Origin of the sequence: Streptomyces sp. NPDC014991 (genome assembly GCF_043080665.1) — a bacterium.
Lineage (GTDB): Bacteria > Actinomycetota > Actinomycetes > Streptomycetales > Streptomycetaceae > Streptomyces.
On sequence record NZ_JBIBVY010000016.1, the window covers coordinates 111,794 to 136,219 of the forward strand.

At 74.1% G+C, this 24,426-nt stretch carries 18 protein-coding genes and 1 riboswitch; of the genes, 8 read left to right on the plus strand and 10 right to left on the minus strand.

What is annotated here, in order from left to right:
- Window positions 1-82 precede the first annotated feature (82 nt).
- The 3 genes from ACF1BE_RS24140 to ACF1BE_RS24150 are packed head-to-tail and all read right to left on the minus strand — an operon-like array spanning window position 83 to window position 5,240.
- Window positions 83-1,270: a VWA domain-containing protein gene (locus ACF1BE_RS24140; protein WP_392201094.1), complete on the minus strand. Its 1,188-nt coding sequence runs from the start codon at window positions 1,268-1,270 to the stop codon at window positions 83-85.
- Window positions 1,267-4,104 (minus strand): DUF5682 family protein, encoded by a 2,838-nt coding sequence (locus ACF1BE_RS24145; RefSeq protein ID WP_392201095.1) that lies wholly within the window; start codon window positions 4,102-4,104, stop codon window positions 1,267-1,269. Before ACF1BE_RS24145 ends, ACF1BE_RS24140 begins: the two co-directional genes overlap by 4 nt.
- Window positions 4,101-5,240 (minus strand): AAA family ATPase, encoded by a 1,140-nt coding sequence (locus ACF1BE_RS24150; RefSeq protein ID WP_392201096.1) that lies wholly within the window; start codon window positions 5,238-5,240, stop codon window positions 4,101-4,103. Before ACF1BE_RS24150 ends, ACF1BE_RS24145 begins: the two co-directional genes overlap by 4 nt.
- A gap of 132 nt (window positions 5,241-5,372) precedes the next feature.
- Here ACF1BE_RS24150 and ACF1BE_RS24155 point away from each other — a divergent pair, with 132 nt between their 5' ends.
- Window positions 5,373-6,728, plus strand: a complete 1,356-nt coding sequence (locus ACF1BE_RS24155; RefSeq protein WP_392201097.1) for an SWIM zinc finger family protein — start codon at window positions 5,373-5,375, stop codon at window positions 6,726-6,728.
- Window positions 6,729-7,152: 424 nt separating this feature from the next.
- Window positions 7,153-8,895 (plus strand): DUF5691 domain-containing protein, encoded by a 1,743-nt coding sequence (locus tag ACF1BE_RS24160; RefSeq protein WP_392201154.1) that lies wholly within the window; start codon window positions 7,153-7,155, stop codon window positions 8,893-8,895.
- Here the strand turns inward: ACF1BE_RS24160 and ACF1BE_RS24165 are convergent.
- A complete protein-coding gene (locus ACF1BE_RS24165) occupies window positions 8,871-9,293 on the minus strand; it encodes a cobalamin B12-binding domain-containing protein (RefSeq protein ID WP_356818597.1) in 423 nt (140 codons plus the stop codon). The two genes, ACF1BE_RS24160 and ACF1BE_RS24165, sit on opposite strands and share 25 nt — an antisense overlap.
- 223 nt (window positions 9,294-9,516) lie before the next feature.
- On the opposite strand from ACF1BE_RS24165, the gene ACF1BE_RS24170 reads away from it, so the two are divergent.
- Together ACF1BE_RS24170 and ACF1BE_RS24175 are read left to right on the plus strand one after the other, a co-directional pair.
- The gene (locus ACF1BE_RS24170; protein WP_392201098.1) at window positions 9,517-10,368 is read left to right on the plus strand and encodes an esterase/lipase family protein; all 852 of its coding nucleotides are present in this window, start codon (window positions 9,517-9,519) and stop codon (window positions 10,366-10,368) included.
- A 231-nt stretch (window positions 10,369-10,599) separates the two neighbouring features.
- A complete protein-coding gene (locus ACF1BE_RS24175; RefSeq protein ID WP_392201099.1) occupies window positions 10,600-12,102 on the plus strand; it encodes a M23 family metallopeptidase in 1,503 nt (500 codons plus the stop codon).
- Between the two features lie 41 nt (window positions 12,103-12,143).
- Here the strand turns inward: ACF1BE_RS24175 and pcrA are convergent, their stop codons facing one another.
- Complete coding sequence (pcrA, locus tag ACF1BE_RS24180) at window positions 12,144-14,633, minus strand: DNA helicase PcrA (protein WP_392201100.1); 2,490 nt, start codon at window positions 14,631-14,633, stop codon at window positions 12,144-12,146.
- A 240-nt stretch (window positions 14,634-14,873) separates the two neighbouring features.
- Window positions 14,874-15,042: riboswitch (cyclic di-AMP (ydaO/yuaA leader) on the plus strand.
- A gap of 8 nt (window positions 15,043-15,050) precedes the next feature.
- Between pcrA and ACF1BE_RS24185 the strand changes: the two genes are divergently transcribed.
- Window positions 15,051-16,181, plus strand: coding sequence for an NlpC/P60 family protein (locus ACF1BE_RS24185; protein ID WP_392201101.1), 1,131 nt, complete (start codon window positions 15,051-15,053; stop codon window positions 16,179-16,181).
- A gap of 106 nt (window positions 16,182-16,287) precedes the next feature.
- On the opposite strand, the gene ACF1BE_RS24190 is transcribed toward ACF1BE_RS24185, so the two are convergent.
- A complete protein-coding gene (locus ACF1BE_RS24190; RefSeq protein ID WP_392201102.1) occupies window positions 16,288-16,641 on the minus strand; it encodes a hypothetical protein in 354 nt (117 codons plus the stop codon).
- Window positions 16,642-17,075: 434 nt separating this feature from the next.
- Here ACF1BE_RS24190 and ACF1BE_RS24195 point away from each other — a divergent pair, with 434 nt between their 5' ends.
- Window positions 17,076-18,137: an NlpC/P60 family protein gene (locus tag ACF1BE_RS24195; RefSeq protein ID WP_392201155.1), complete on the plus strand. Its 1,062-nt coding sequence runs from the start codon at window positions 17,076-17,078 to the stop codon at window positions 18,135-18,137.
- 79 nt (window positions 18,138-18,216) lie between these two features.
- Here ACF1BE_RS24195 and ACF1BE_RS24200 read toward each other — a convergent pair whose 3' ends face one another.
- Together ACF1BE_RS24200 and ACF1BE_RS24205 are read right to left on the minus strand one after the other, a co-directional pair.
- Window positions 18,217-18,963, minus strand: coding sequence for a LuxR C-terminal-related transcriptional regulator (locus ACF1BE_RS24200; protein ID WP_392201103.1), 747 nt, complete (start codon window positions 18,961-18,963; stop codon window positions 18,217-18,219).
- Window positions 18,960-20,285, minus strand: a complete 1,326-nt coding sequence (locus tag ACF1BE_RS24205; protein WP_392201104.1) for a PspC domain-containing protein — start codon at window positions 20,283-20,285, stop codon at window positions 18,960-18,962. Before ACF1BE_RS24205 ends, ACF1BE_RS24200 begins: the two co-directional genes overlap by 4 nt.
- Window positions 20,286-20,459: 174 nt before the next feature.
- On the opposite strand from ACF1BE_RS24205, the gene ACF1BE_RS24210 reads away from it, so the two are divergent.
- The gene (locus tag ACF1BE_RS24210; RefSeq protein WP_392201105.1) at window positions 20,460-21,944 is read left to right on the plus strand and encodes a PspC domain-containing protein; all 1,485 of its coding nucleotides are present in this window, start codon (window positions 20,460-20,462) and stop codon (window positions 21,942-21,944) included.
- Window positions 21,931-22,146 (plus strand): hypothetical protein, encoded by a 216-nt coding sequence (locus ACF1BE_RS24215; RefSeq protein WP_392201106.1) that lies wholly within the window; start codon window positions 21,931-21,933, stop codon window positions 22,144-22,146. Before ACF1BE_RS24210 ends, ACF1BE_RS24215 begins: the two co-directional genes overlap by 14 nt.
- Here ACF1BE_RS24215 and ACF1BE_RS24220 read toward each other — a convergent pair.
- Together ACF1BE_RS24220 and ACF1BE_RS24225 are read right to left on the minus strand one after the other, a co-directional pair.
- Complete coding sequence (locus tag ACF1BE_RS24220) at window positions 22,137-22,664, minus strand: DoxX family protein (RefSeq protein ID WP_392201107.1); 528 nt, start codon at window positions 22,662-22,664, stop codon at window positions 22,137-22,139. The genes ACF1BE_RS24215 and ACF1BE_RS24220 overlap by 10 nt on opposite strands.
- Before the next feature lie 324 nt (window positions 22,665-22,988).
- Window positions 22,989-24,266, minus strand: a complete 1,278-nt coding sequence (locus ACF1BE_RS24225) for a hypothetical protein (protein WP_392201108.1) — start codon at window positions 24,264-24,266, stop codon at window positions 22,989-22,991.
- Between the last annotated feature and the right edge of the window lie 160 nt (window positions 24,267-24,426).

Below are 24,426 nucleotides of genomic sequence, written 5' to 3' on the forward strand. Positions count from 1 at the left end.
AGCCCTCCCGGCCCGGCATCGGACCGCGCGCAGCCTCGGCCGGCAGTCCCGGCGTGTCGGGCAGTCACGCCGGGTCGGGCAGTCACGGCGTGTCGGGTATCGGCAGCGGGCGCTTCTCCAGCGCCGCCGCCATCACCTCGGGGAACAGGTCGGGCGTGCAGGCGAAGGCCGGCGCGCCGAGCGCGGCCAGCGCCGCCGCGTGCTCACGGTCGTACGCGGGCGCCCCCTCGTCCGACAGGGCGAGCAGCGCCACGAACTGCACCCCGGACGCCTTCATCGCCGCGACCCGCTTGAGCATCTCGTCCCGGATGCCGCCCTCGAAGAGGTCGCTGATCAGCACGACGACGGTCTCGGCCGGACGGGTGATCTGCGACTGGCAGTAGGCGAGCGCCCGGTTGATGTCCGTACCCCCGCCGAGCTGCGTGCCGAAGAGCACGTCGACGGGGTCGTCCAGCTGGTCGGTGAGGTCGACGACCGCCGTGTCGAAGACGACCAGCCGGGTGCCGACCGACCGCATGGAGGCGAGGACCGCGCCGAACACGGACGCGTAGACCACGGACGCCGCCATCGACCCGGACTGGTCGATGCACAGGACGACCTCCTTCTTCACCGACCGCGCGGCCCGCCCGTAGCCGATGAGCCGTTCCGGTACGACCGTGCGGTACTCGGGCAGGTAGTGCTTGAGGTTGGCCGCGATGGTGCGGTTCCAGTCGATGTCGTGGTGACGCGGGCGGGCGACCCGGGCGCTGCGGTCCAGGGCGCCGGTGACCGCGGCCCGGGTGCGGGTGGCGAGCCGTCCCTCCAGGTCCTCGACCACCTTGCGCACGACCGCGCGGGCCGTCTCCCGGGTGGTCTCCGGCATCGCCTTGTTCAGCGAGAGCAGCGTGCCGACCAGGTGCACGTCGGCCTCCACCGCCTCCAGCATCTCCGGTTCCAGCAGCAGGGATGCGAGGCCGAGCCGGTCGATGGCGTCGCGCTGCATGACCTGGACGACGGAGGAGGGGAAGTAGGTGCGGATGTCCCCGAGCCAGCGCGCCACGGACGGTGCCGAGGCGCCGAGCCCCGCCGAGCGCTCCCGGCCCGCCTGAGCGGTGGCACTCCTGCCGTAGAGCGCGGCCAGGGTGCCGTCCATCGCCGCGTCCCGGCCGGACAGGGCGCAGCCGGTGCCGTCGGCCTGGTCCCCGCCGAGCACCAGCCGCCAGCGCCGCAACCGCTCCCGCGCCGGGTCGGGCGGCTCGGTCGCCGTCGGTTCGGTCGTCCGGTTCGTCATGCGCCCACTCCCGCGAGGCCGATGTCGTTCGTCGTGTCACTGTCGGGGTCCAGGCCGAGCAGCAGTCGCAGCACCGGCAGGACGGCGTCGGCACGCCCGGTGTCCGGTTCGGCGGCGAAGCCGGGCACCGCGACTGTCCGGGTGGCGGTCCCGCCGCGCCGGTTTCCGGGGCCGCGCCGGACCAGCTCACCGAGGGTCCTGCGCACCCCCGGCTCGTACGCCGCGAACGTGCGCCGCAGCAGTGGCAGCACGTCCGTGAAGGCCGCCGCCGGCACCCCGGTCAGCCACGTGTCGAGCAGACCGAGCAGCCGCTCGTCGTGCACCAGCAGCAGTCCGCCCCCGCCGCCGGCGAACCCCTCGATCCAGGCGGCGGCAGCGGCGGGCGGCGTGCCCGGCGACAGCGCGAGCCCCATCAGCCGGGCCGCCTCCTCCGCCCGCAGCGCCCCGTCGTCCAGCAGCAGCCGCACGGCCCGCCCCCGGATGACAGCGGACGCGGTGTCCCGCAACGCCAGAGCCCGCAACACGGCCCGCCAACGCCCACGCAACCCGGCGTGACCGTCAAGCCGCCCTTCACCGTTCCGCTGGTCCCCGGTGTTCCCGCGATGCCCGGGGTTCCCACGGGCACCGTCGCCCTCAGGGGCGAGCTGGTCCCCGGCGCACCGCCGTTCCCCGGGGTTCCCGCGACCACCACCGCCCCCACCCTCGCCCTGACCGCCGCCGCTCCGCCGGCCCACGGCATCCCCGGGACCACCGCCCTTGTCCCTCTGCCCCCCGGCACTCCACTGCCCCCCGGGCTTCTCCCGGCCACCCGCGCCCCCGCTGTCCTCCTGGCCGTCGGGGTTCTGCTGATCCCCGGGGCTTCCGCGATCGCCACCGTCTCGGTCGCTCCCGGCGCTGCGCCGCCCCGCGGGGTTCCCGCGGGCCCCGTCGCCCGCGGGGGCCGGGGTGTCCGGGGCCGTCAGGCTCTCCGCCAGGAGTGCCACCGCGGTGTGGACGGCGTCCACGTGGCCGCGCATCTCCTCCGCCGCGTCCGCGTCCAGCGCGGCACAGGCCGGTGGCAGGCCGACGAAGACGCGCTCGGCGAGGGCCGCCGCGACCTCGGCCAGCGCACCGGTGTCGGTGCCGCGTACGTCGCCGTAGCGCAGGGCCCGGACCAGGGCGGGCAGGGCCTGGGCGAGGTGACCCACGTCCGTGTCGAGGGCGGCCCGGTCGGCCAGTACCCGCATGACCACGGGCAGCGCGTCCGGCAGGCCGGCCAGCAGGCACTGCTCGGCGAGCGCGGTGACGTCGGCGAGGGCACGCGCGGCGGTCGCGTCGGCCTCGGCCCTGGCCCGCGCCGCGGCGAGTACGGTCGTCCCCCACACGCCCGCCTCGGCGACCCGCACCGACAGCTCGGGCTCCCAGCGCAGCCGCCAGGTTTCCCGGAAGGTGCCCGTACTCCCCCGGGACCGGGCCGGCTCGCCCCAGCCGACGCCGAGCAGCCGCAACCGGTGCAGCAGCCTGCTGCGGCCCGCGTCGGTGTCCCCGCGCAGGTCCAGCTCCAGCTCGCGCTCCGCCGCCTCGGGCTTGAGCCGCAACGCGCGCTGCTGCCCGGCGAGGTCGCGCTGGAGCGGCACCGCGGGCGCCGACTCGGGCACCTCGCCCAGGACGTCCCCGACCACCAACCGGTCGTACACCAGGGACAGCGGCACGTCCGAGCCCTCGCACAGCACCGCGCGGACCGCGTCGGTGGTCTCCCCCAGGCCGGGCAGCGGGCGCCCCCGCAGCACCGCCAGGGTCTCCGCGAGCCGCACGGCCTCGATGACGTGCGCGGAGGAGACGATCCGGTCCTCCTCGCGCAGCAACCCCGCCACCTTGGTCAGCCAGCGCTCGACCGGCCGGTCGGCGGCGTGGAACAGATGCGCGTACCAGCCGGGCGATTCGACGCCCGCGCCGTAGCCGCCGGCCCGGGCCAGCCGGCGGTGCGTCCACGGCACCCAGGTCAGGTCCGTCCTCACCTTGGGCAGCCCCTTGAGCAGCGCCCGGTCGGCGGTGACGGTGGTCTTCTCGCGCAGCGCGGGCACGTGCCAGGCTCCGCACACGACGGCCACGGCGTCCCCCGCCTCCTTGCGGGCGTCGCGCAGCCGCAGCCGCATGTGCGCCTCGCGCACGAGGTCCCTGGGGCGCCCACCGGCGCCGTAGCGCTCGCGCAGCACGCCCATGGCCTCCGCCACCGCGGCGAACGGCGCGAAGGGGTCCCGGCCGCCCGGCCCCCGGTGCTCGACGACGTCCTCCCACCAGCGTTCCGGATCGTCGTACCCGGCGGACTCCGCGAGCACGGCGAGGGGGTCGACGCGGAGCAGGTCGCCGTCGGCGGCGAGAGCGGACGCGGGAACGGACACGGGAGCGCCGTCCCCGGCGGCGGAGGCGGACGCGGGACCGTCCTGCCCGCCCTCCGCATCCCTCTCGCCGCCCACGTCCGTCTCGCTTCGACCGGTGTCCTGCCACGCGAGCGTGTGCGTGGCGGGCAGATCGACGAAGCGGGCCGGGACACCGTGTTCGACGGCCCAGCGGATGGCCACCCACTCGGGACTGAACTCGGCGAACGGCCAGAAGGCCGAGCGGCCGGGTTCGTCCACGGCGTGGGCGAGCAGGGCGACCGGGGGTCGCAGCCCCGGGTCGGCGGCCAGTGCGATCAGCGCGTCGGCCTCGGGAGGGCCCTCGATCAGCACGACGCCGGGCCGGGCGGCGTCCAGCGCGGCCCGCACCGCGCGCGCGGAGCCGGGCCCGTGGTGCCGTACGCCGAGCAGCAGGGGCCCGGAGTCGTACGCCGTGCCCGCGCCGGTGCCGGTCATGCGCTCACCTCCCGGCAGGCGCGGTAGAAGTCCGTCCAGCCGTCGCGCTCGCGGACCACTGTCTCCAGGTACTCCTGCCAGATCACCCGGTCGGCCGCCGGGTCGCGGACGACGGCACCGAGGATGCCGGCGGCGATGTCACCCGGGCGCAGCACACCGTCACCGAAGTGGGTGGCGAGCGCGAGGCCGTTGGTGACGACGGAGATCGCCTCCGCCGTGGACAGCGTGCCGCTGGGTGACTTCAGCTTGGTGCGGCCGTCGGCGGTGACGCCGTCGCGCAGCTCGCGGAAGACGGTCACGACACGCCGGATCTCCTCGATGCCGTCGGGCGCGGCCGGCAGCTCCAGGGAGCGGCCGAGCTGTTCCACCCGGCGGGTGACGATGTCGACCTCGGCGTCGGCGCTCTCCGGCAGCGGCAGCACCACGGTGTTGAAGCGGCGGCGCAGCGCGCTGGAGAGGTCGTTGACGCCGCGGTCACGGTCGTTGGCGGTGGCGATGAGGTTGAAGCCGCGGACCGCCTGGACCTCCTCGCCCAGCTCGGGGACGGGCAGGGTCTTCTCCGACAGGATGGTGATCAGCGTGTCCTGCACATCGGCCGGGATGCGGGTCAGCTCCTCCACGCGGGCGGTCATGCCCTCCGCCATGGCGCGCATGACGGGGCTGGGGACCAGGGCGTCCCGGCTGGGGCCGTGCGCGAGGAGCCGCGCGTAGTTCCAGCCGTAGCGGATCGCCTCTTCCGGGGTCCCGGCCGTGCCCTGCACCAGCAGCGTCGAGTCTCCGCTGACGGCGGCGGCCAGATGTTCCGACACCCAGGTCTTGGCGGTGCCGGGCACACCGAGCAGGAGCAGGGCGCGGTCGGTGGCGAGCGTGGTGACGGCGACCTCGACGATCCGGCGCGGCCCCACGTACTTGGGTGTGATCACCGTGCCGTCCGGCAGTGTGCCGCCGAGCAGGTACGTCGCCACCGCCCACGGCGACAGCTTCCAGCGGGCCGGGCGCGGGCGGTCGTCCTGCTCGGCGAGCGCGGCGAGTTCGGCCGCGAAGGCCTGCTCGGCGTGCGGGCGCAGCACCTGCCCGGACTCGTCGCGGTCGGATGCGGCGGTCGTCGGTTCCACGGACTCCACGGACACAGACATGGCTGAGGCCCCCTCCAGCTCGGCCGTTTCGGATCTGCCACCCACCGTGCACCACGCCACTGACAATCGCTGTGACCTGCACGAATGCACTCGCCGGGGCGATTGTCAGTGGTGGGACCTACCGTCGGTGGCATGACTGAGCAGGGGGTGCGCTGGACCGCGGATCAGGTGCTGGCACTGGCGCCTGACGCCGCGTCACGCAAGGCGGGGAGCAGACTCGGCGTGGCCGGGCCGTGGTCCGGGGCGGGGAGCGGGAAGGGGTCGGTGTGGGGGCTGTGCAAGGGCAGCGGCAGCAGGCCGTACCAGACGGTGGTGGACCTGGCGGACGTGGCCGGGCCGGCGTACAGGTGCAGTTGTCCGAGCCGTAAGTTCCCGTGCAAGCACGCGCTCGGCCTGCTGCTGCTCTGGGCGGGCGGTGACGACGCGGTGCCGGGGTCCGCGCAGCCGCCGGACTGGGCAGAGCAGTGGCTCGCGGGCCGGCGCGGACGCGAGGCGCCGAGAGCGGCACAGGCCGACGATGGTTCGCCGGCCCGTGCCGCCGCTCCGGAGGGGGCCCGGAGGCGGGCCGAGCGCCGGGCCGAGCGGGTCACGGCGGGCGCGACGGAACTGGAACAGCGCCTGACGGATCTGCTGCGTGGCGGCCTGGCGGCGGCCGAACAGGCGGGGTACGGGCTGTGGGACGAGACGGCGGCCCGCATGGTCGACGCACAGGCCCCCGGGCTGGCCGCCCGGGTGCGGGAACTGGGGGCGATACCGGCCTCGGGTGCGGGCTGGCCCGCCCGGCTGCTGGAGGAGTGCGCGCTGCTGCACCTCCTCGACCAGGGCTGGTTGCGCCGCGACACACTGCCGGACGTCCTCGCGGCCACGGTCCGCTCCCGGCTCGGCCTGCCCGCCACGCCGGACGGCCCGCCGGTGCGTGACCGCTGGCTGGTCCTCGCCCAGTACGACACGGCGGACGCCAAACTGACGACCCGCCGGATATGGCTGTACGGCGCCGGGTCCGGCCACACCCGGCTGCTGTTGTCCTACGGCGCGGGCGGACGAGCGCCGGAGACGGCGCTGCCGGTCGGACTGGCCCTGGACGCGGACCTGTCCGCCTATCCGGGCGCCGGCCGGTCCCGGGCCGCCCTGGGCGAACGGTTCGCCGCCCCGGCCCCGGCCGCGTTCCGCCCGCCGGGCGTGACCGCCACGGAGGCGGCGGCCCGGTACGGCGAGGCCCTGTGCGACGACCCCTGGCTGGAGTCGGTCCCGGTGACGTTGGGCCGGGTGATACCGGTCCCGGACGGCGACCAGTGGCAGCTGGCCGACGCCGACACGGACACGGCCCTGCCACTGACCCGGGCCGCCCTTTCCCGTGCCGGCCTGTGGCGGCTGGTCGCCCTCTCTGGCGGCGCCCCCGTCACGGTCTTCGGCGAGTCCGGCCACCGCGGCTTCACCCCGCTCACCGCCTGGCCGGAGGGAACGGGCGACGCGGTGCCCCTGTGCTGACCGTGCGCGCAGAGCCCCCAGGGACACCCCGCCAGGCGAACGGAAGGGAAACACGATGAACGGAACACCACCCGGCAAGGACACCCCGGCCGACGAGGGGACACCGGCCCGCACGCAGACACCGGACAGCCGGGACAGCAGCGGGACCCGGGACGGCAGTGATGCCCCGGGCGACGACGCGACACCGGCCGACAGCGGGGACACGGCCGGCAACGGGAACCCGGGCCACGGGGGGTCCGGGGCCGGCACCCGCACACCGTCCGACGACGCGGCACCGGCCGACAGCCCGACGCCGGGCGTGAGCGCGGCGCCGGGCGGCAACGGGACACCGGCCGCCGGCGGGACACCGGACGGTCACGGGACCCCGGCGGGCGGCGCCGGGCCGGGCAGCGGCACGGGGTCGGTCGGCGCCGCGTCGGACCGCATGGCGCCCGCAGGTCCCGGCGGCTCCTGGGAGGACCTGGTGACCGCCGCGCTCCTCGGCACCGACCGGCGCGCACCGGCGTACGGCGCGCCCGGGCGCGCCGCGCCGGTCGCGCTTCTGGACGCGGCCGCCGTGGCGACCGTACGGCGGCGGGCCGGGCTACGGCCCGCGCGGGCGGCACGGCGGCCGGAGCGAGCTCCCGCGGACCCGCGGCCCGCCCTGCCCACGGCGGCGGCGCACCGGCTCACCACGCTGCTCGCCGACCGTTCCGCCGGCGCCGGCGGCCGGCGGGGCAGCTCCCCGGACCTCATGGAGCTGCTCCCGCAGTGGCTCGCGACGGCCAACGCGCACGGGTACGCGGCACCCCCGCAGACGCTGCCCGCGCTGCTGGACGCGGCCCGCGGCCGTACGGACCTGCGGCCGGCTGTGCTGGCGTTCGCGGGACCGCGCGCCCTGTGGCTGGCCCGGCTGAACCCGGACTGGCGCTTCGCCCTGCGCGCGGCCCCGGGCGGCGGCGCCACCCTGCCCGGCCCCGAGGACGCCGAGGCGGTGCGCCGGCTGTGGTCGGAAGGACTGTTCGCCGAGCGCGTGGCGCTGCTGGGCGCCCTGCGCGCCCGTACCCCGGCGCTCGGGCGCGACCTGCTGGCGTCGACGTGGGCGACGGAGCGGGCGGAAGACCGGCTGATGTTCCTCGACTCGCTGCGTACCGGCCTGTCGGACGCGGACGAGCCGTTCCTGGAGCAGGCGCTGGGCGACCGCAGCCGCAATGTCCGGGCGACCGCGGCGGACCTGCTGTCGGCGCTGCCGGGTTCCGCCCTCGCCGCGCGGATGGCCGTACGGGCCGCGGCATGTGTGGCCCTGGACCGTACGGGGAACTCGCCCGTGATCGTGGTGGAGCCGCCGCCCGAGTGCGACTCCGGCATGCGACGCGACGGTGTGGTGGCCACACCGCCCTCGGGCAGAGGGGAGCGATCGTGGTGGCTGGGGCAGGTGGTGGAAGCCGCCCCGCTCGGCACCTGGACCGGGCGGTTCGGCGGGCGGACGACCCAGGACATCGTGGCGCTGCCGGTCGCGGACGGCTGGCAGGGCGAGCTGCACGCGGCCTGGTGCCGGGCGGCGGTACGGCAGCGGGACGCCGCGTGGTCCCGGGCGCTGCTCGGCTCGCCGTCGGCGCCGGAGGCGGGCGGCCCGGGCGCGGTGTCCCTGGCGGAACGGGCGAAGCTGCTGGCAGCGCTGGCCCCGGCGGAGCGGGCCGCGTGGGTGGCCGGGTTCATCGCGACGCACGGCTTGTCGGAGGCGTTCCAGCTGCTCGGGGTGTGCGCCGTCCCCTGGGCCGCCCCGCTGGGCCGGGCGGTGGTGGACGCCCTGAACATCGCGCGGGACGCGGGCAGTTACCCGTGGAGCTTCAGCGGGGTGATGGGGCTGGCGGAGCGCTGCCTGGACCCGGCGAAGACCGCTCGGCTGGAGGCGCTGCTGGCGGTACCCGACGAGCGGGAGGACTCCGCGCCGGGGGCCGGCGGGTACTGGGCGGAGGCGTTCCAGCGCCTGGTCACGACGCTGCGGCTACGGGCGGTGATGGCACAGGAGCTGACACCGCCGCGCACCGGCGCCCCGGCTCGACCACTACCGGCAACCGTTCGGCCACCACAGACACCGGCACCACCACCCGCACCCGTCCCACCGCCGCGGGCAGTTCCTCCGCCGTCGCGGGAAGCCCCTCAGCCGCCGGACGCGGCCGGCTGACCGGCGTTCTCCCGCACCCACTCCACGATCGACGTCATGGTGGCGCCCGGCGTGAAGATCGCGGCGACGCCCTTCTCCTTCAGCGGCGCGATGTCCTCCTCCGGGATGATGCCGCCCCCGAAGACGAGGATGTCCGCCGCGTCCCGCTCCCTGAGCAGGTCGATGACCGCGGCGAACAGCGTGTTGTGTGCGCCGGACAGGATGGAGAGGCCGATCGCGTCGGCGTCCTCCTGGATGGCCGTGTCGACGATCTGTTCCGGGGTCTGGTGAAGCCCGGTGTAGATGACCTCCATGCCGGCGTCGCGCAACGCGCGCGCGATGACCTTGGCCCCACGATCGTGGCCGTCGAGCCCCGGCTTGGCGACGACCACGCGGATCGGACCGGCTGCCACACCCATCACTGCCTCCATCAAGCGACCACGGAAGCGATCGCTTCCGTCCCTACCGACAAGTACCGCACTTTTGGCGCGTCCCGCCACTGTCGCGAAGTGAACGAACGTTATCCCCAGCATCCCGCAACCCGCGGTTTCACGGCGCGCAGGGAGGGGGAAATCACATGGTGGGACATGAGGGCACACGGGGGATCGAGCCGTCTCCCGGCGTGCCGACAGGAGGTCGGCCATGAAGGTCACCGGGGTACTGCCACTCTTCCTCCCGGTCTGCCGCCGCCTGTGGCCCGGCAGACTGACCGGACTGTCCATGGCGCTGCTCAAGGCGACCGCCCTCGAGGCGGCGATCCTCGCCGGGCATCTCCTGCTGTATCCGACGGGCCTCGCCCAGGAGCGCCGCTCGGCGGCCCTGGCCGCGGCGAAGGGCGCCGCCCAGCTGCCGGCCCATCCGGGCACGCCGGTCGTGCTGCTGCACGGCTTCATCGACAACCGCTCGGTGTTCGTCCTGCTGCGCCGCACCCTCGCCCAGCACGGCAGGCAGCGTGTCGAGTCGCTGAACTACTCCCCGCTGACCTGTGACATAAGGGCCGCGGCCGACCTCCTCGGCCGCCACATCGAGGAGATCTGCGAGCGCACCGGCAGCGCCCGGGTCGACATCGTGGGACACAGCCTCGGCGGCCTGATCGCCCGCTACTACGTCCAGTGCCTGAGCGGTGACCTGCGCGTACGGACGCTGGTGACGCTCGGTACACCGCACTCCGGGACCAGGGTGGCACCGCTGGCCGACGCCCATCCGATCGTGCGGCAGATGCGGCCCGGATCGCCGGTGATCAAGGAGCTGGCCCGGCCCGCGCCCGGCTGCCGTACGCGCTTCGTGAGCTTCTGGAGCGACCTCGACTCCATGATGGACCCGCTGGAGACGGCCTGCCTGGAGCGCTCCGATCTGGACGCGCGCAACGTCCGGGTGACCGGCATCGGCCATCTCGCCCTGCCCGTGCACCCCGCCGTGGCCGCCGGGATACGCGAGGTCCTCGACGCTCCGCACCCCGGGGAGCGGGTCGGCGAGGGCCTGACCGTGGCCTGAGGCGGTTCCGACCGGGAAACGGTCCGTCTCTTGTAGCTGACTCGGAGTCACCCGACATCGAACAGTCTTCGAACGCAAGGCCAAGCTCGCGTTCCGCACCCCCCGAAACACATCCGAATGCCCGTTTCAGGCCCACGGGAAACAAGCCGAAGATTGTCGTGCCCGCGTACCGCCGGGTACAGTCGCCGCACTGCTCTGGCAGCCCCTGTTGTCGAGGCGAAAGAGAAGTTGGTGAACGATCGTCACCCGTCGGGGACCATGACCACCCCGGCCCCGGCTTCCGACGCCTCCACCGCGCACTACGCGCCGTACGGGGCACAGGAAGGCCCCTACGACGACCTCACCACGTACGGCGGCTATGACGCCACCGGTTTCACGAGTGGCTCCACGGGCACCACGGCCTTCGCCACCGACCCGCTCTTCGGCAGTTTTCCGGGCAGTGAGCACACCACCGGCGCGTACGACACGGCCCAGTGGCAGCAGAGCAGCGGCCAGCCCGCCGACTACGACCCGTACGCGGCCCAGCACCAAGCCGGTTACGACTCCGGCGTCTACGACACCACCGCCTGGACGGTCCCCGCGCAGGCCACCGGCAACGACGTCAGCGGCCAGTGGGACACGGGCGCATGGCTCCCGACCGACCGGCCCGGCGCAGCCGACCCCGCCCAGCAGTGGGAGTGGGGCACCCAGACCTTCGACACGGGCGCGTACGACGCCACGCAGTGGAACTCCGCCGGGCAGCAGGCCGGGACGGCGGAATCCGAGCAGGGTGGCGAGCCCTTCGACCAGCAGGCCACGGCGACGTTCGAGGCGGCCGGCGAGCCGCGGGCCGCGGCCTTCGAGCGGGTGCCGTACGAGGACACCGCCTACGACGAACAGCCTTCCGACGGGGACGAGCCGGACTCCACCGGCGAACTGCCCGCAGTGACCGGCCTGCTGGACGGCCAGGAGGACACCGGCTCGGCACCGGAGACGCGCGCCGGCTCACGCGGCGCGGCGCGCTCCCGGCGCCGTACGCCCGCGAAGCGCTCCGCGCTGCTGACCGTCGCCGTGCCCTCGGCCTGCGTGATGGGGGTCGCCGGAGTCGCCGCGGCCTCGGTCGGCGCGCTCGGCGACAGCTCGGAGGACACCACCGCCTCCGCCCCGGACGTGCAGGTGGTCAAGCCGTCGATCGCCAACAGCAAGCTGGACACCCAGCTCAGGACGCTCTCCGACGGCGCCCACGACTTCGCCGACCGCGCGAGCCGCACCCAGGAGCGGATCGACCTCGTGGCGCAGCAGGCGCTGGAGAAGAAGAAGGCCGCGGCGGAGGCCGCGCTCAAGGAACGGCTGCGCCCCAAGTTCGTGCTGCCGGTCGCACAGCGCGGACTCAGCGCGTACTTCGGCCAGGCGGGCGTCAACTGGATGTCGGTGCACACCGGCATCGACTTCCCGGTCTCCTACGGCACCACGGTGATGGCCGCCACCGACGGCACGGTCACCACCCAGTGGAACAGCGCCTACGGCAACATGCTGATCCTGACGTCGAAGGACGGCACGCAGACCTGGTACTGCCACCTGTCCAGCTACCGCGTCGCCTCCGGTACGACCGTCAAGGCAGGCCAGCCGATCGCCTACTCCGGCAACTCCGGCAACTCCACGGGCCCGCACCTGCACTTCGAGGTGCGCCCGGCGGGCGGGGCGGCCATAGACCCGTTGCCGTGGCTGCGTAGTCACGGACTCGATCCGACGTAGGGACCGGCAGGCCCCCGCCGCCCGGCGGGGGCCCTTTCGCACTACAGCTTCTCCACCGGCGCGTACCGCAGCAGCAGCCGCTTCGGCTTGGTGTCCCCGAAGTCGACCGTGGCCTCCGCGTTCCCACCCGTGCCCTTCACCCCGACGACCGTGCCCAGCCCGAACTGGTCGTGGGTGACCCGGTCGCCGACGGCCAGCGCGACCACCGGCTTCTCGGCCGTGCGCCGCGTGGCGAACCCCGACGCGCCCGATGCCGAGGAGCGCGAACGGGACGAGGACAGCGAGGACGCGATCCCGGACACCGGTCCGGACGACACCGGCGCCGCGGCCCCCGTCCGCTTCCACTCCAGGTGGACGGCCGGGATCTCCTCCAGGAAGCGGGAGGGCGGGTTGTACGACGGCTGGCCCCAGGCGCTGCGCAACGCCGACCGCGTGAGGTACAGCCGCTCCCGGGCGCGGGTGATGCCGACGTAGGCCAGGCGCCGCTCCTCCTCCAGCTCCTTGGCCTCGCCGAGGGCGCGCATGTGCGGGAAGACGCCGTCCTCCATGCCGGTCAGGAACACGACCGGGAACTCCAGGCCCTTGGCGGTGTGCAGCGTCATCAGCGTGATGACGCCGTCGCCGCCCTCCTCGTCGGGGATCTGGTCGGAGTCGGCGACCAGGGCGACCTGTTCCAGGAAGTCGGCGAGCGTGCCGGCCTCCCCTTCGCCGCGCTCCTGTTCGAACTCGAGCGCCACGGCCGCGAGTTCCTGGAGGTTCTCGATGCGGGTCTCGTCCTGCGGGTCGGTGGAGGCCTGCAACTCGGCCAGGTACCCGGTGCGTTCGAGCACGGCTTCGAGGACGGTCGCGGGGCCGGCGCCGGATTCGACGATCGTGCGCAGGTCCTCCATCAGCGTGTTGAACCGCTTCACGGCGTTCGTCGACCGCGCGGCCATGCCGTACGCCTCGTCGACCCGCTTCAGGGCCTGCGGGAAGCTGATCTTCTCCCGCTGGGCGAGGGCGTCGACCATGGCCTCCGCGCGGTCGCCGATGCCCCGCTTGGGCACGTTGAGAATGCGGCGCAGCGGCACCGAGTCCTCGGGGTTGGCGAGAACGCGCAGGTAGGCCAGGACGTCCCGGACCTCCTTGCGCTCGTAGAAGCGGACGCCGCCGACCACCTTGTACGGCAGGCCGACACGGATGAAGACCTCTTCGAAGACACGGGACTGGGCGTTGGTGCGGTAGAAGACGGCGACGTCCCCGGCGCGTGCCTCGCCCGCGTCGGTGAGCCGGTCTATCTCGTCCGCGACGAACTGGGCCTCGTCGTGCTCGGTGTCGGCGACGTAACCGGTGATGCGGGCGCCGTGGCCGGCGTTGGTCCACAGGTTCTTCGGGCGGCGGGACTCGTTGCGCTCGATGACCGCGTTCGCGGCGGAAAGGATCGTCTGCGTGGAGCGGTAGTTCTGCTCCAGCAGGATCGTCGTCGCGTTCGGGTAGTCCTCCTCGAACTGGAGGATGTTGCGGATCGTCGCGCCCCGGAAGGCGTAGATCGACTGGTCGGCGTCACCCACGACACACAGCTCGGCGGGCGGCAGGTCGCCCTCACCGGGCGGTACGTCGACGTCCTCGGCGGCACGCTCGCCCGTCCCCACCAGCTCGCGCACCAGGGCGTACTGGGCGTGGTTGGTGTCCTGGTACTCGTCGACCAGGACGTGCCGGAAGCGGCGGCGGTAGTGGTCGGCGACGTCCGGGAAGGCGCGCAGCAGGTGGACCGTCGTCATGATCAGGTCGTCGAAGTCGAGGGCGTTGGCCTCGCGCAGCCGCGACTGGTAGAGCGCGTACGCCTGGGCGAGGGTCTTCTCGAAGCCGTCGGTGGCCTGGGCGGCGAAGTCCTCCTCGTCGATCAGCTCGTTCTTGAGGTTGCTGATCTTGGCGCTGAAGGACTTGGGCGGGTAGCGCTTGGGGTCGAGGTCGAGATCCCGGCAGACCAGGGCCATCAGGCGCTTGCTGTCGGCCGCGTCGTAGATCGAGAACGACGAGGTGAAACCGAGCTTCTTGGACTCGCGGCGGAGGATGCGCACGCAGGCGCTGTGGAAGGTCATCACCCACATCGCGTTGGCGCGTGGGCCGACGAGCTGCTCGACGCGCTCCTTCATCTCGCCGGCGGCCTTGTTGGTGAAGGTGATCGCGAGGATCTGACCCGGGTGGACGCTCCGCTCGGCGAGCAGGTGGGCGATGCGGTGGGTGAGCACACGGGTCTTGCCGGAGCCGGCGCCGGCGACGATCAGCAGCGGCGAGCCGGCGTGCACGACCGCGGCGCGCTGGTTCTCGTTCAGCCCCTCCAGGAGTGCCGCCGCGTCGATCACGGGGCGCGGGGCGCCGTCGCGGTAGTGGGAGTCCCGGTCCGGCGGCACGTCGAACTTCCCGCCGAACAGATCGTCCGGAAGCGGCTCCGGAGCGTGGTCGTGCTCGGGCGGCGGCGGGAGCTCCTCGTCGTGCCCACGCGGGGGCTGGAGGTCCGCCAGGAAGCTGTCGTCAAAGAGGCTGCTCATCGCTCTCCGAGTCTAGGGCGCCCCACCGACAACCGGTCACCGTCCCGAAGGACGATCTTCGCCGCACAGGTCCCCCACGACCCTCACGCACCGGAAGCACCTGGTCACGCGTGCGTGAAACCTTCCCGAGGTCACGGAAATGTATCGGACATACTGCGCACCAACCTTCACAGAAGACACACGAGTTGGCTAGGTTGCCGTCAGGCCGCACGACCCCCCTCCGGCGAACGTCGCCGGGCCGCGCGGCCTCCGCCGAGTCCGGCGTGCCCCCTGAGCGGCGCCCGGAGCCGGGGACCCACCGAATCCTGGGGTGAATCGGCCGACTCCCGCCCGGGACGACGCCGTAGGGCAACCCTTCCGTCCGCCCGAACCCGACAGCTAACCCGGTAGGCGGCAGCTAGGAAGGAGTCGCCTCCCTTGGCGTCGCACCGCAAGCCGCGCCCCGGCGGAACCCCCGGAGCGGGCATCCGCACCCCCGCTCTCGCCACCGCCGCCCTCACCTCCCTGGCCGTGCTCTCCCAGACCGCGGAGGCCGGTGCCGAGGCCGGTCACGGCAGGCCGAGCCCGGAGGAGGTCGAGCGGAAGATCGACGACCTCTACCGCCGGGCGGAGTCCGCGACCGGGACGGCCGGAACGGCCGAGGAACCGGCCCGCGCTCCACGGCGGCAGGCCGACAGCCTCCAGCGACTCCGTGACGAGGTCGCCCGACGCGCGGCCCGGGCCCGCGCCGTCCCCGCCCCCCGCGGCCCCGTCCCCGCCGCGAACGCGGCCACCCTCCCGCCCGAGCGGGGCGGGGACGCCGTGGCACCCACCGGGAGAGCGGGCGCCGCGACACCGGCGGAGGGCCGGGCCGCCGTAACACCCGGACGGAGCGGGGGCGGCGTGGCGCCGGCCCCCGGGGGAGACGTCACGACGCTCGCACCGGCGGCACCGGCTGGGGACGCCGTCATGCCGGTTCGGGGCGTGGCCCTCGTACCGCCGGGCGAGGCCATGGTGCCGGGCCGGGCCGCAGTCGTCGTACCGCCCGCGGACTCCGCCGTACCGCCCGCGGACAGCCTGCCGGAGGTCACCGCGGGGGCTGGGAGGGACCCCAAGGCCGTGAAGGCCGCCGTGCAGCGAAAGCTCGCCCACGCGCGCGTGCTGCTGGCGCGCCGGACCGCCCAGGGCTCCGCGCCGTCCGGCACGGATGCGGCCAAGGCCGGGAAGGCCGTCGCCTTCGCCCGGGCCCAGCTCGGCAAGCCCTGCGTGTGGGGTGCCGCCGGCCCCGGCTCCTACGACTGCTCGGGCCTGACCCAGGCCGCCTGGAAGTCCGCCGGCGTCACCCTGCCGCGTACCGCCCGCGACCAGGCCGCCGCCGGCACCACGGTGCCGCCGGCCGACGCCCGCCCCGGCGACCTCGTCTTCTTCCACGACGACCGCCGCCACGTCGGGCTCTGCACGGGCGACGGCATGATGATCCACGCGCCCAGGCCGGGCGCGTACGTCCGTGAGGAGCCGATCTCCTCCGCCGGTGAGTCGGCCGTCCACAGCGTGGTGCGGCCGGTCTGACCTGCGGGGCCGGCGGGTCAGCCCTACCGGCCCTGAGTCGGCCGGCCTGCCGGCCCCGCGTGGACTGACCCTCTGGGCCGGCGTGGGCGACCTTCTGGGCCGGCGATCAGGTCCAGAGGACGGCGATGAAGATGTTCGCCGTGGTCAGCAGGCCGACCAGCGCGAACTGGCCCTTGTCGATCCGCTCCTCGTCGCGCTTTACGTAGACCAGCCCGAGGATCACGATCAGCAGGGCCAGCTTCACGCCGATCTTCAGGGTGTTGACGTGGTGGTCGTCGGCCTGGTTGAGGCCGACCAGCGCCACGCCCGTGACCAGCATGGTCAGCGCGCCGTGCAGCATTGCGGGCACGAACCGGGCCGTGCCCCGGCCCATCGCCTTCATCTGGGTGAGGAAACCGCCGAGCAGCGCGGCGATACCGACGATGTGCAGGCCGACGAAGAGATGGATGAGTACGTCCATGGGGCCGGAGCCTAACCAGGGGTGTCCCGGCCTTCCGTCACCGGCCCCACCCCAGGGCCCGTGACGGGGCCGGAGGTCGCCGGCGGGTGTCGCATATATGCGAGCCATAGCACCCCAGCATCCCCGCCAGTCCCGATCCCCACGCTTTGATCATCACGCAACGTCAAGGGAACGACTCCGGCCGGGCGACGCGATCACATGTGGTCACATCCCGGCCCGTCCAGAACAGTTCCGTACAGTGCGTTACCGGCTCGTCACCGTTCGGCCTAGCGTCCTCCCTCAGGTGACCGGCTCCCCACCCGCCCGGACCGGGGCGGCAGTCGGCCACCCGCGCCGAGAAGGACCCGGCGGCGGCCCGTCCCCCCTGTGCGGACCGCCGCCGGGCGCACTGACCGCTCGACATACGAGCCGTACGGAAGGACGTGACGGTCCAGGTGGCAGCGCACCGCAAGCCCCGGCAACGCTCGCTCAGTGGCCATACGGCCCGCACAGCCGCCACACTCGCCCTGGCCGGCGCGGCCACCGCGACGGGCTTCGACGGGACCGGCCACGCCGAGCCCCAGCTGACGCCCGGGCAGGTGAAGGGCGAGGTGGACCGCCTGTACCGGGAGGCCGAGACGGCCACCGAGAAGTACAACGGGGCGAAGGAGAGGGCCGAGGCCGCCCAGGGGCGGATCGCCGGGCTCCAGGACCAGGCCGCCCGCAGACAGCAGAAACTCAGCTCGGCCCGTGACGCTCTGGGCTCGGTCGCGGCGGCGCAGTACCGGGGCGGCGGCATCGACCCGGCCTGGCAACTGGCCCTCTCCAGTGATCCCGACCGGTACCTGGACGGCGCCTCGTTCGCGGAACGGGCCGGTCACCGGCAGGCCGCCGCCGTCTCCCGCGTACGCGACCAGCTGCGGGAGATCGAGCGGCTGCGCGGTGCGGCGCGCATCGAGCTGAGGTCGCTGCGCTCACGGCAGGCGGAGCTGAACCTGCAGAAGAGGACCGTCACCGGCAAGCTGGACGAGGCACGGCGCCTGCTCGCGCGACTGACGCCCCGGCAGATGAGCGAGGTCACCGGCGCCGACGCCACGGGCCGGCACGTCTCCCGGTCGGCCGCGGGCCCGCGGGACCCGGTGCGGGCCGGGAACTCACCGGCCACCACCGCACGCGCGGCGGCGGCCGTCGCCTACGCCTACGGCAAGCTCGGCAGCCCCTATGTGTGGGGCGCGACCGGCCCGAACGCCTTCGACTGCTCGGGGCTGGTCCAGGCCGCCTACCGCTCGGCCGGCGTCTCCCTGCCCCGCACCACCTACGCCCAGATCGACGCGGGCCGGCGGGTGTCCCGCTCCGAACTCCAGCCGGGCGACCTGGTGTTCTTCTACTCCGGGATCAGCCACGTCGGCATCTACGTGGGCGGCGGGCAGATGATCCACGCCCCCAACCCGTCGGCCCCGGTCCGCCTGGCACCGGTCGACCAGATGCCGTTCGCGGGAGCGGCCCGGGTGGCGTGAGCGTCGGGGCCACCAGGGCTGTGGTGAGGGGCGCGGTGAGGGCGGGGACGAAGGGGATGCGGGAGCGGTGCCGCAGGGGTCAGACCAGCCGGCGGGCGGTCGCCCAGCGGGTCAGCTCATGCCGGTTGGACAACTGGAGCTTGCGCAGGACCGCCGAGACATGGGACTCGACCGTCTTGACCGAGATGAACAGCTGCTTGGCGATCTCCTTGTACGCGTAACCCCGGGCGATCAGGCGCAGCACCTCACGTTCGCGCTGGGTGAGACGGTCCAGGTCCTCGTCCACCGGCGGGGCGTCGGTGGAGGCGAAGGCGTCCAGGACGAACCCGGCCAGCCGCGGGGAGAAGACGGCGTCGCCCTCCTGGACGCGGAAGACCGAGCCGACCAGGTCGGTGCCGGTGATCGTTTTGGTGACATAGCCGCGGGCACCACCACGGATCACACCGATCACGTCCTCCGCCGCGTCCGACACGGACAGCGCCAGGAAGCGGACGGGCCGTGCGGGATCCCCCATCAGGGCCGCACACCGGCGCAGCACCTCGACTCCACCGCCGCCCGGCAGGTGGACGTCGAGGAGGACCACCTCGGGCCGGGTCGCGTTGATGACCGATACCGCCTGGTCGACGTCCGCGGCCTCGCCGACCACCTCGACCCCGGTCTCGGCGGTCCGGCCGATCTCGGCACGCACGCCGGTGCGGAACATCCGGTGGTCGTCCACGAGCACCACCCGTACCTGCCGCCCGCCCGCGCCGCCGTCACCGGACCCCTCGGTCCCTGCCGTCTCAGCCGCCCCCGCCGTGCCGTTCGCCTCGGTCGCGTCGCTCATGACGTCCTCTCCACCCTCTCCATCTCCAGCTCGACCTCGGTCCCGCCCCCCGGCACCGCCCGCAGCCGGGCCGTACCGCCGTGGCGCTCCATACGGCCGATGATCGATTCTCTGACGCCCATGCGGTCGGCGGGTATCGAGTCCAGGTCGAAGCCGGGGCCCCGGTCGCGCACGGACACGAAGACCGTCTTTCCCTCGACTTCGGCGTACACCTGTACGGCACCGCCGTCGCCACCGTACTTGGCGGCGTTCACCATCGCCTCGCGCGCGGCCTGCATCTGCGCGCCGGTCCTCTCGTCCAGCGGGCAGTCGCCGACGACGACGACCTCGATCGGCACACCGTGCTTGTCCTCCACCTCGGCGGCGTTGCGCCGCACCGCCTCGGCGACCGTGTCCGGTTCGTCCGCCTCGTCCTTGCCGGTGCCCTCCGGCTTGTACAGCCAGGTGCGCAGGTCGCGCTCCTGGGCGCGAGCCAGACGGCGCACCTCACTCGCGTTGTCGGCGTTGCGCTGGATCAGGGTGAGGGTGTGCAGCACGGAGTCGTGCACGTGGGCGGCGACCTCCGCGCGCTCCTGGGCGCGGATGCGCATCAGGCGTTCCTCGGACAGGTCCTGGGTCATGCGGACCAGATACGGGCCGGCGAGCAGGGTGATGCCGACCAGGACGGCGAGCGCGGCCTGGAGGACCGCGCCGAGGTGGGCGGCCGAGCCCTGGAGGACGAAGACGGCCGAGACACCGGCCGTGACGAGCAGGACACCGCCGGCCGCACGCAGCAGCGTGAGGGTGCGACGCCGGCGGCCGACCTCGACCCAGCGGGCCCGGCGGGCGTTGTCCGCCTGGCGCCAGACGAGGGCGACACCGGCCGCGACGAGCACGGCGGGCACCAGATAGGCCTTGGCCGGGCCGTCCAGATTGACGCTGCCGACGAAGACCATGGACACGATGACCATGAGGAGCAGCGCGGCGATCTGCCCCCGGTCCGGCTTGCGGGTCACCAGCTTGCGCCGGCCGTCCGGTGAGGTCTCCGTGCCCACCAGCGACGGCTTCTGGCCGCCGACGCCGCCGACGCCCAGCGGGACGAAGAACCAGAACGCCGCGTACAGCAGCGCTCCGAGTCCGTCGGCCATGAACAGGCCGACGAAGACGAGCCGCACCCAGACGACGGGCAGCCCGAGATGACCGGCGAGGCCCCGCGCCACTCCGCCGAGCCAGCGTCCGTCGCTGCTGCGGTAGAGCTTGCGCGGTGGCCGCGGGTCGTCGAGGGGCGGGCTTGCGGCTTCCGGCATGGCATCGATGGTCACACGGCCGGTGGGGCGGGGCATCAGGGTCGGCCCCCGAGACGCCCCTGATCTTCCGCCGGAGCCGGCCGGGCTGGGCGGACATCCGGCGGTTCGGTGCCGGTCGAACGCTTCCCGGCCCGTCTCGGGGCCGATTTCAGGGTCGGCCCAGGGTTGTCCCGACTGCCGCCGGGGCGGGCGGGCCGTCACCATGGACGCATGACGGATCACGAGCACGCCGCGACGGGTCCGGGACCCGGCTCCGGCCCGCGCCCGGCCCCGGGCACCGGGCCGACGGATGCCGCGCCCGCCGCGACGGGAAAGACAGGAGCGGCCGGCCCCGGCACCCACAACCAGACCCGGACCAGCGCCTGCACCGACGCCGCTGCCGGCACCGGGACCGGCGAGCGGGAAGAGCGTCAGGACGCCACCGCGGTCCCCGAGCGGTTCCGGCGCGACCGTGGACACAAGATGATCGCGGGTGTGTGCGCGGGGCTGGGACGGCAGACCGACATGGATCCGGTGATCTTCCGGATCACCCTGGCCGTGCTGTCGGCGACCGGCGGCCTCGGCCTCATCTTCTACGGTTTCGCCTGGATGCTGGTGCCGTACGAGGACGAGGAGGAGAACGAGCTCCGCAAGCTGTTCACGGGCCGCGTCGACGGCCAGGCGCTGGCCGCCGTGCTGTTCGCCCTGGTCGGCTGCGGGATCTTCCTGACGATGCTGAGAAACGGCGGGGTGCTGGCGTTCGCCACGGTGCTCTCGCTGCTGCTCGCGGGCGCCGGGTACTGGTCGCGGCGCCGGGACGCCCCCGACCCCGACCCGCTGGCCGCGCAGGCCGCCGCCGACGCCCCGCCGGAGGCCCAGGCTCCACCGGTCGTCACCTACCCGTCCTGGTGGCGGGACCCGATCGTCAAGGACGGCACCCATGTCGGCGGCACCGGCTATCTGTGGGGGCCCGGTGACGCGCGGGACCGGGACCTCACCTCGGTCGTCGACGTCGGCATCGCCACCCCCTGGACGCACCAGGGGTCGGTGCGGCCGCCGCGCACCGAGCCGCCGATACCGCGCGGTCCCCGCTGGATCGGTGGCCGGCTGTTCCTGCTGGCCCTGCTGGCGGGCGGCCTGGGCACCGGGCTCAGCTGGGACAGCCACCCGCTCGGCACCAGCCTCCAGACCGGACTGGCGTGTGCGCTGGCGGTGTTCGGCCTGGGCATCGCGTTCAGCGCCTTCCTGGGCCGGACCGGGGCGGGCACGGTGTTCCTGGCGCTCGTCACGGCGGCCCTGCTGGCCGGCGCGGCGGTCCTGCCCCGGGACATCACCGGCGACTGGCGGGACATGTCCTGGAAGCCGGCGGCCACAGCGCAGCTGCGGTCCGCGTACGACCTCGGCACCGGCCGGGGCACCCTGGACCTGACCCGGGTGCGTCCGCCCGAGGGGCGGACGGTCTCGACGGACGCCCGGGTGGGCGCGGGACAGCTCAAGGTGATCGTGCCGGCGGACGCGACCGTGCGGATGAGCATCGATGTGGGCGTGGGCGACATCCGGTTGCCCGGGGACAACGGAAAGGACGTGGACGTGAAACCCGGCAGGCACAAGGACATGACGCTGGCGCCGGCCGAGGGCGCCGGGGACGCCGGCACGCTGGACCTGACGCTCGGCGTCGGTGTGGGACAGGTGGAGGTCAGCCGTGCTGCGTCATGAGTTCCAGCCCGGGAAGCTGGTCGCCGGGCTCTTCCTCACCGCCACCGGTGCTCTGTACGCGGGGGACGCGGGCGGTCTGTGGGACACACCGTGGTTCGCGGTCGTGCCGCTCGTGCTGGGCGGCCTCTGCCTGGCCGGCATCGCTGCCGTCCTGACCCGGGGGATACGCAGACGCGGAGGTGCCGAGGGCGGTCAGCGGTAGTCGCCGGCCACCTGCCGCCGGGCCCGCCAGGCAGCGTCCAGGGAGAGATAGGGGGCGCCGGCGAGGACCAGGGGGAGCCAGGCCATCAGGTAGGCGAGGTCGTTGCCGTAGTAGTAGGGGGTGGTCGCCCAGCTCACCGTCAGCCAGAGGCTGAGCGAGATCAGCGCACCGCCGAGCGCGGCCAGCCGGCCGAACAGACCCAGCAGGGTGCCGATGCCGACGGCCAGCTCACCGAGGGCGATGGCGTAGCCGAAGCCCACCGGGCTCTTCAGGGCCAGGTCGATCAGGGCCGGGAGGGCGGCGGATCCGCGGGCCGCGCGCAGGGTCTCGCCGATCGAGCCGGTACCGCTGGAGTGGAAGAACGCGCTGTCGGTGAGCTTGTTCAGGCCGGCGTAGACGAACGTGACCCCGAGGAAGACGCGCAGCGGCAGGAGGGCGTAGTGGGTGGCGACGTCCCGCCACGGGCGGGGACCGCTCAGACGGTTGGTGTACGTGTCCGTCCGCATGCCGTGAGTCATCGCTGCCAGCCGCCTCTCGCCCACCGTGCGTCCCTCGCCTGACGATACGTATGACGAACGGAGCCCGTTCAATCCTGTCCCGGACGATTTTCCGGATTTCCGACGTTCGTGCGGACGGCGGGGGGTGGGGCCGCCGGCCGGGCCCCGCCCCGCAGGCGGGCCGCGCCCCGGAGGCGGGCCGCGCCCCGGAGGCGGGCCGCGCCCCGGAGGCGGGCCGCGCCGGACTCCCCGCACTCTCCCCGCACCTGTACCTCCTCGCCCCTCTCATCCCTCACCCTCGCCCCTCACCCTCGGCCCTCTCGCCCCGCACCGCTCCCCCGTCGCTCACTCCGTCACGTGGACCGGGTACCGGTTGGTCGCCGCGCCCGCGGCGGTCACCACCTGGACGTCGACCGCGCCGGGCTCGACGTCGGCGGGTACGGGCACGGTCAGGGCGGTGTCCGTGGGGTTGCGGAAGCCGCCGGTGACGGGGACCAGAGGGACGTGGACGTCGACGGCGCCGATGCGGACCACCATGCGGGAGAGGTGGTCGGCGGTCTGGGCGCCGGGCGGGACGAAACCGGCGCCGCGGATCTCGATGTCGTCGCCGGTACGGACGGGTCCGTCGAGGTCGCCGGGTTCGCGGGCGCGGACCACCGAGAGGATCACGGGCCGGCCGCCCTCGGCGTACTTGCCGGCCAGATAGGTCGCGGCCGAGATGAGCACGACCACGGCCAGGCCCCAGGGCAGGTCGGGCAGCCGGTCGGGGCGGCGGGCCAGCCGTACTGCGGCGAACAGCAGGGCGACGGCGCTGATGGCGATGTACTGGATGTCGGCGAAGGCGCCCCGGCCGGAGTCGTCGGTGAGCAGGTCGGCGGCGCGCGGCCGGTGGGCCGGCACCTTCTGGAGCCGCTGGGTGAGGACGCGCAGGCCCACCACCCGGCGGACCAGGACGGCGATGCCGCACACCACGGCGAGGACGGTCAGCACACCCGCGCCGCGCGCGAGGCCGAGGCCCGAGACCAGGGCGTCACGTTCGGCCGGATCGGAGGCTGCGGCCAGGCGGGCGGCCAGCAGCAGGACGGCGTAACCGACGAACAGCACCCAGCAGACGGCCACGGTACGGGAGGTGGACATGCGGTTGTCCTCGCCGATCACCGGCGCGAGCGCTCCGCCGCGCGCCCGGTGGAAGAAGCAGGCGGCGGTCAGCGCGCCGGCGACGATGCACGCGGCGAGCAGAGCGGCGGTACGGGCACCGGTCCAGCCCGTGCCGATCGCGGTGAGCGCCTCGGTGAGCAGCAGCACGGTGACCGTGCCCCACACCGTGTACACCGTCCGCAGCCACAGCCGGGTGAGCCAGGTGGCGCCCTCGGCCCGGCCGCGTTCGGCGACGGCCTCGGCCCGCTGGGTCAGTTCCTCGGAGACCCACTGGCGGGACGCCGGGGCCGAGTGTGCCACGGCCGCCGGCAGTCCCCGGCCGGCCGCGAACTCGTCGCGCCGGCGCAGGAACGCGGCGACGGCCCGCCGATGTCCTTCCCCCGCGCCGTGCGGGCAGTCCCCGCAGGTGCAGCCGCCCTCGCCGCCCTCGGCACCCGTGTCCCCTCTCGCCTCCTGCACCGCCATGCCCGACGCCCGCCTTCCCCATGACCTGCCGCCATGGCCGCCGGCCCGCGCGGTGCGCGCGACCGCCCGGCAACTGCCCATTGTCGACAGCGAATTGTGCCCTACATCGGGGCTTCGGGGGCCGTGGTCCGGGGGCGCCGCGGGTGAAGCGGGGATCACC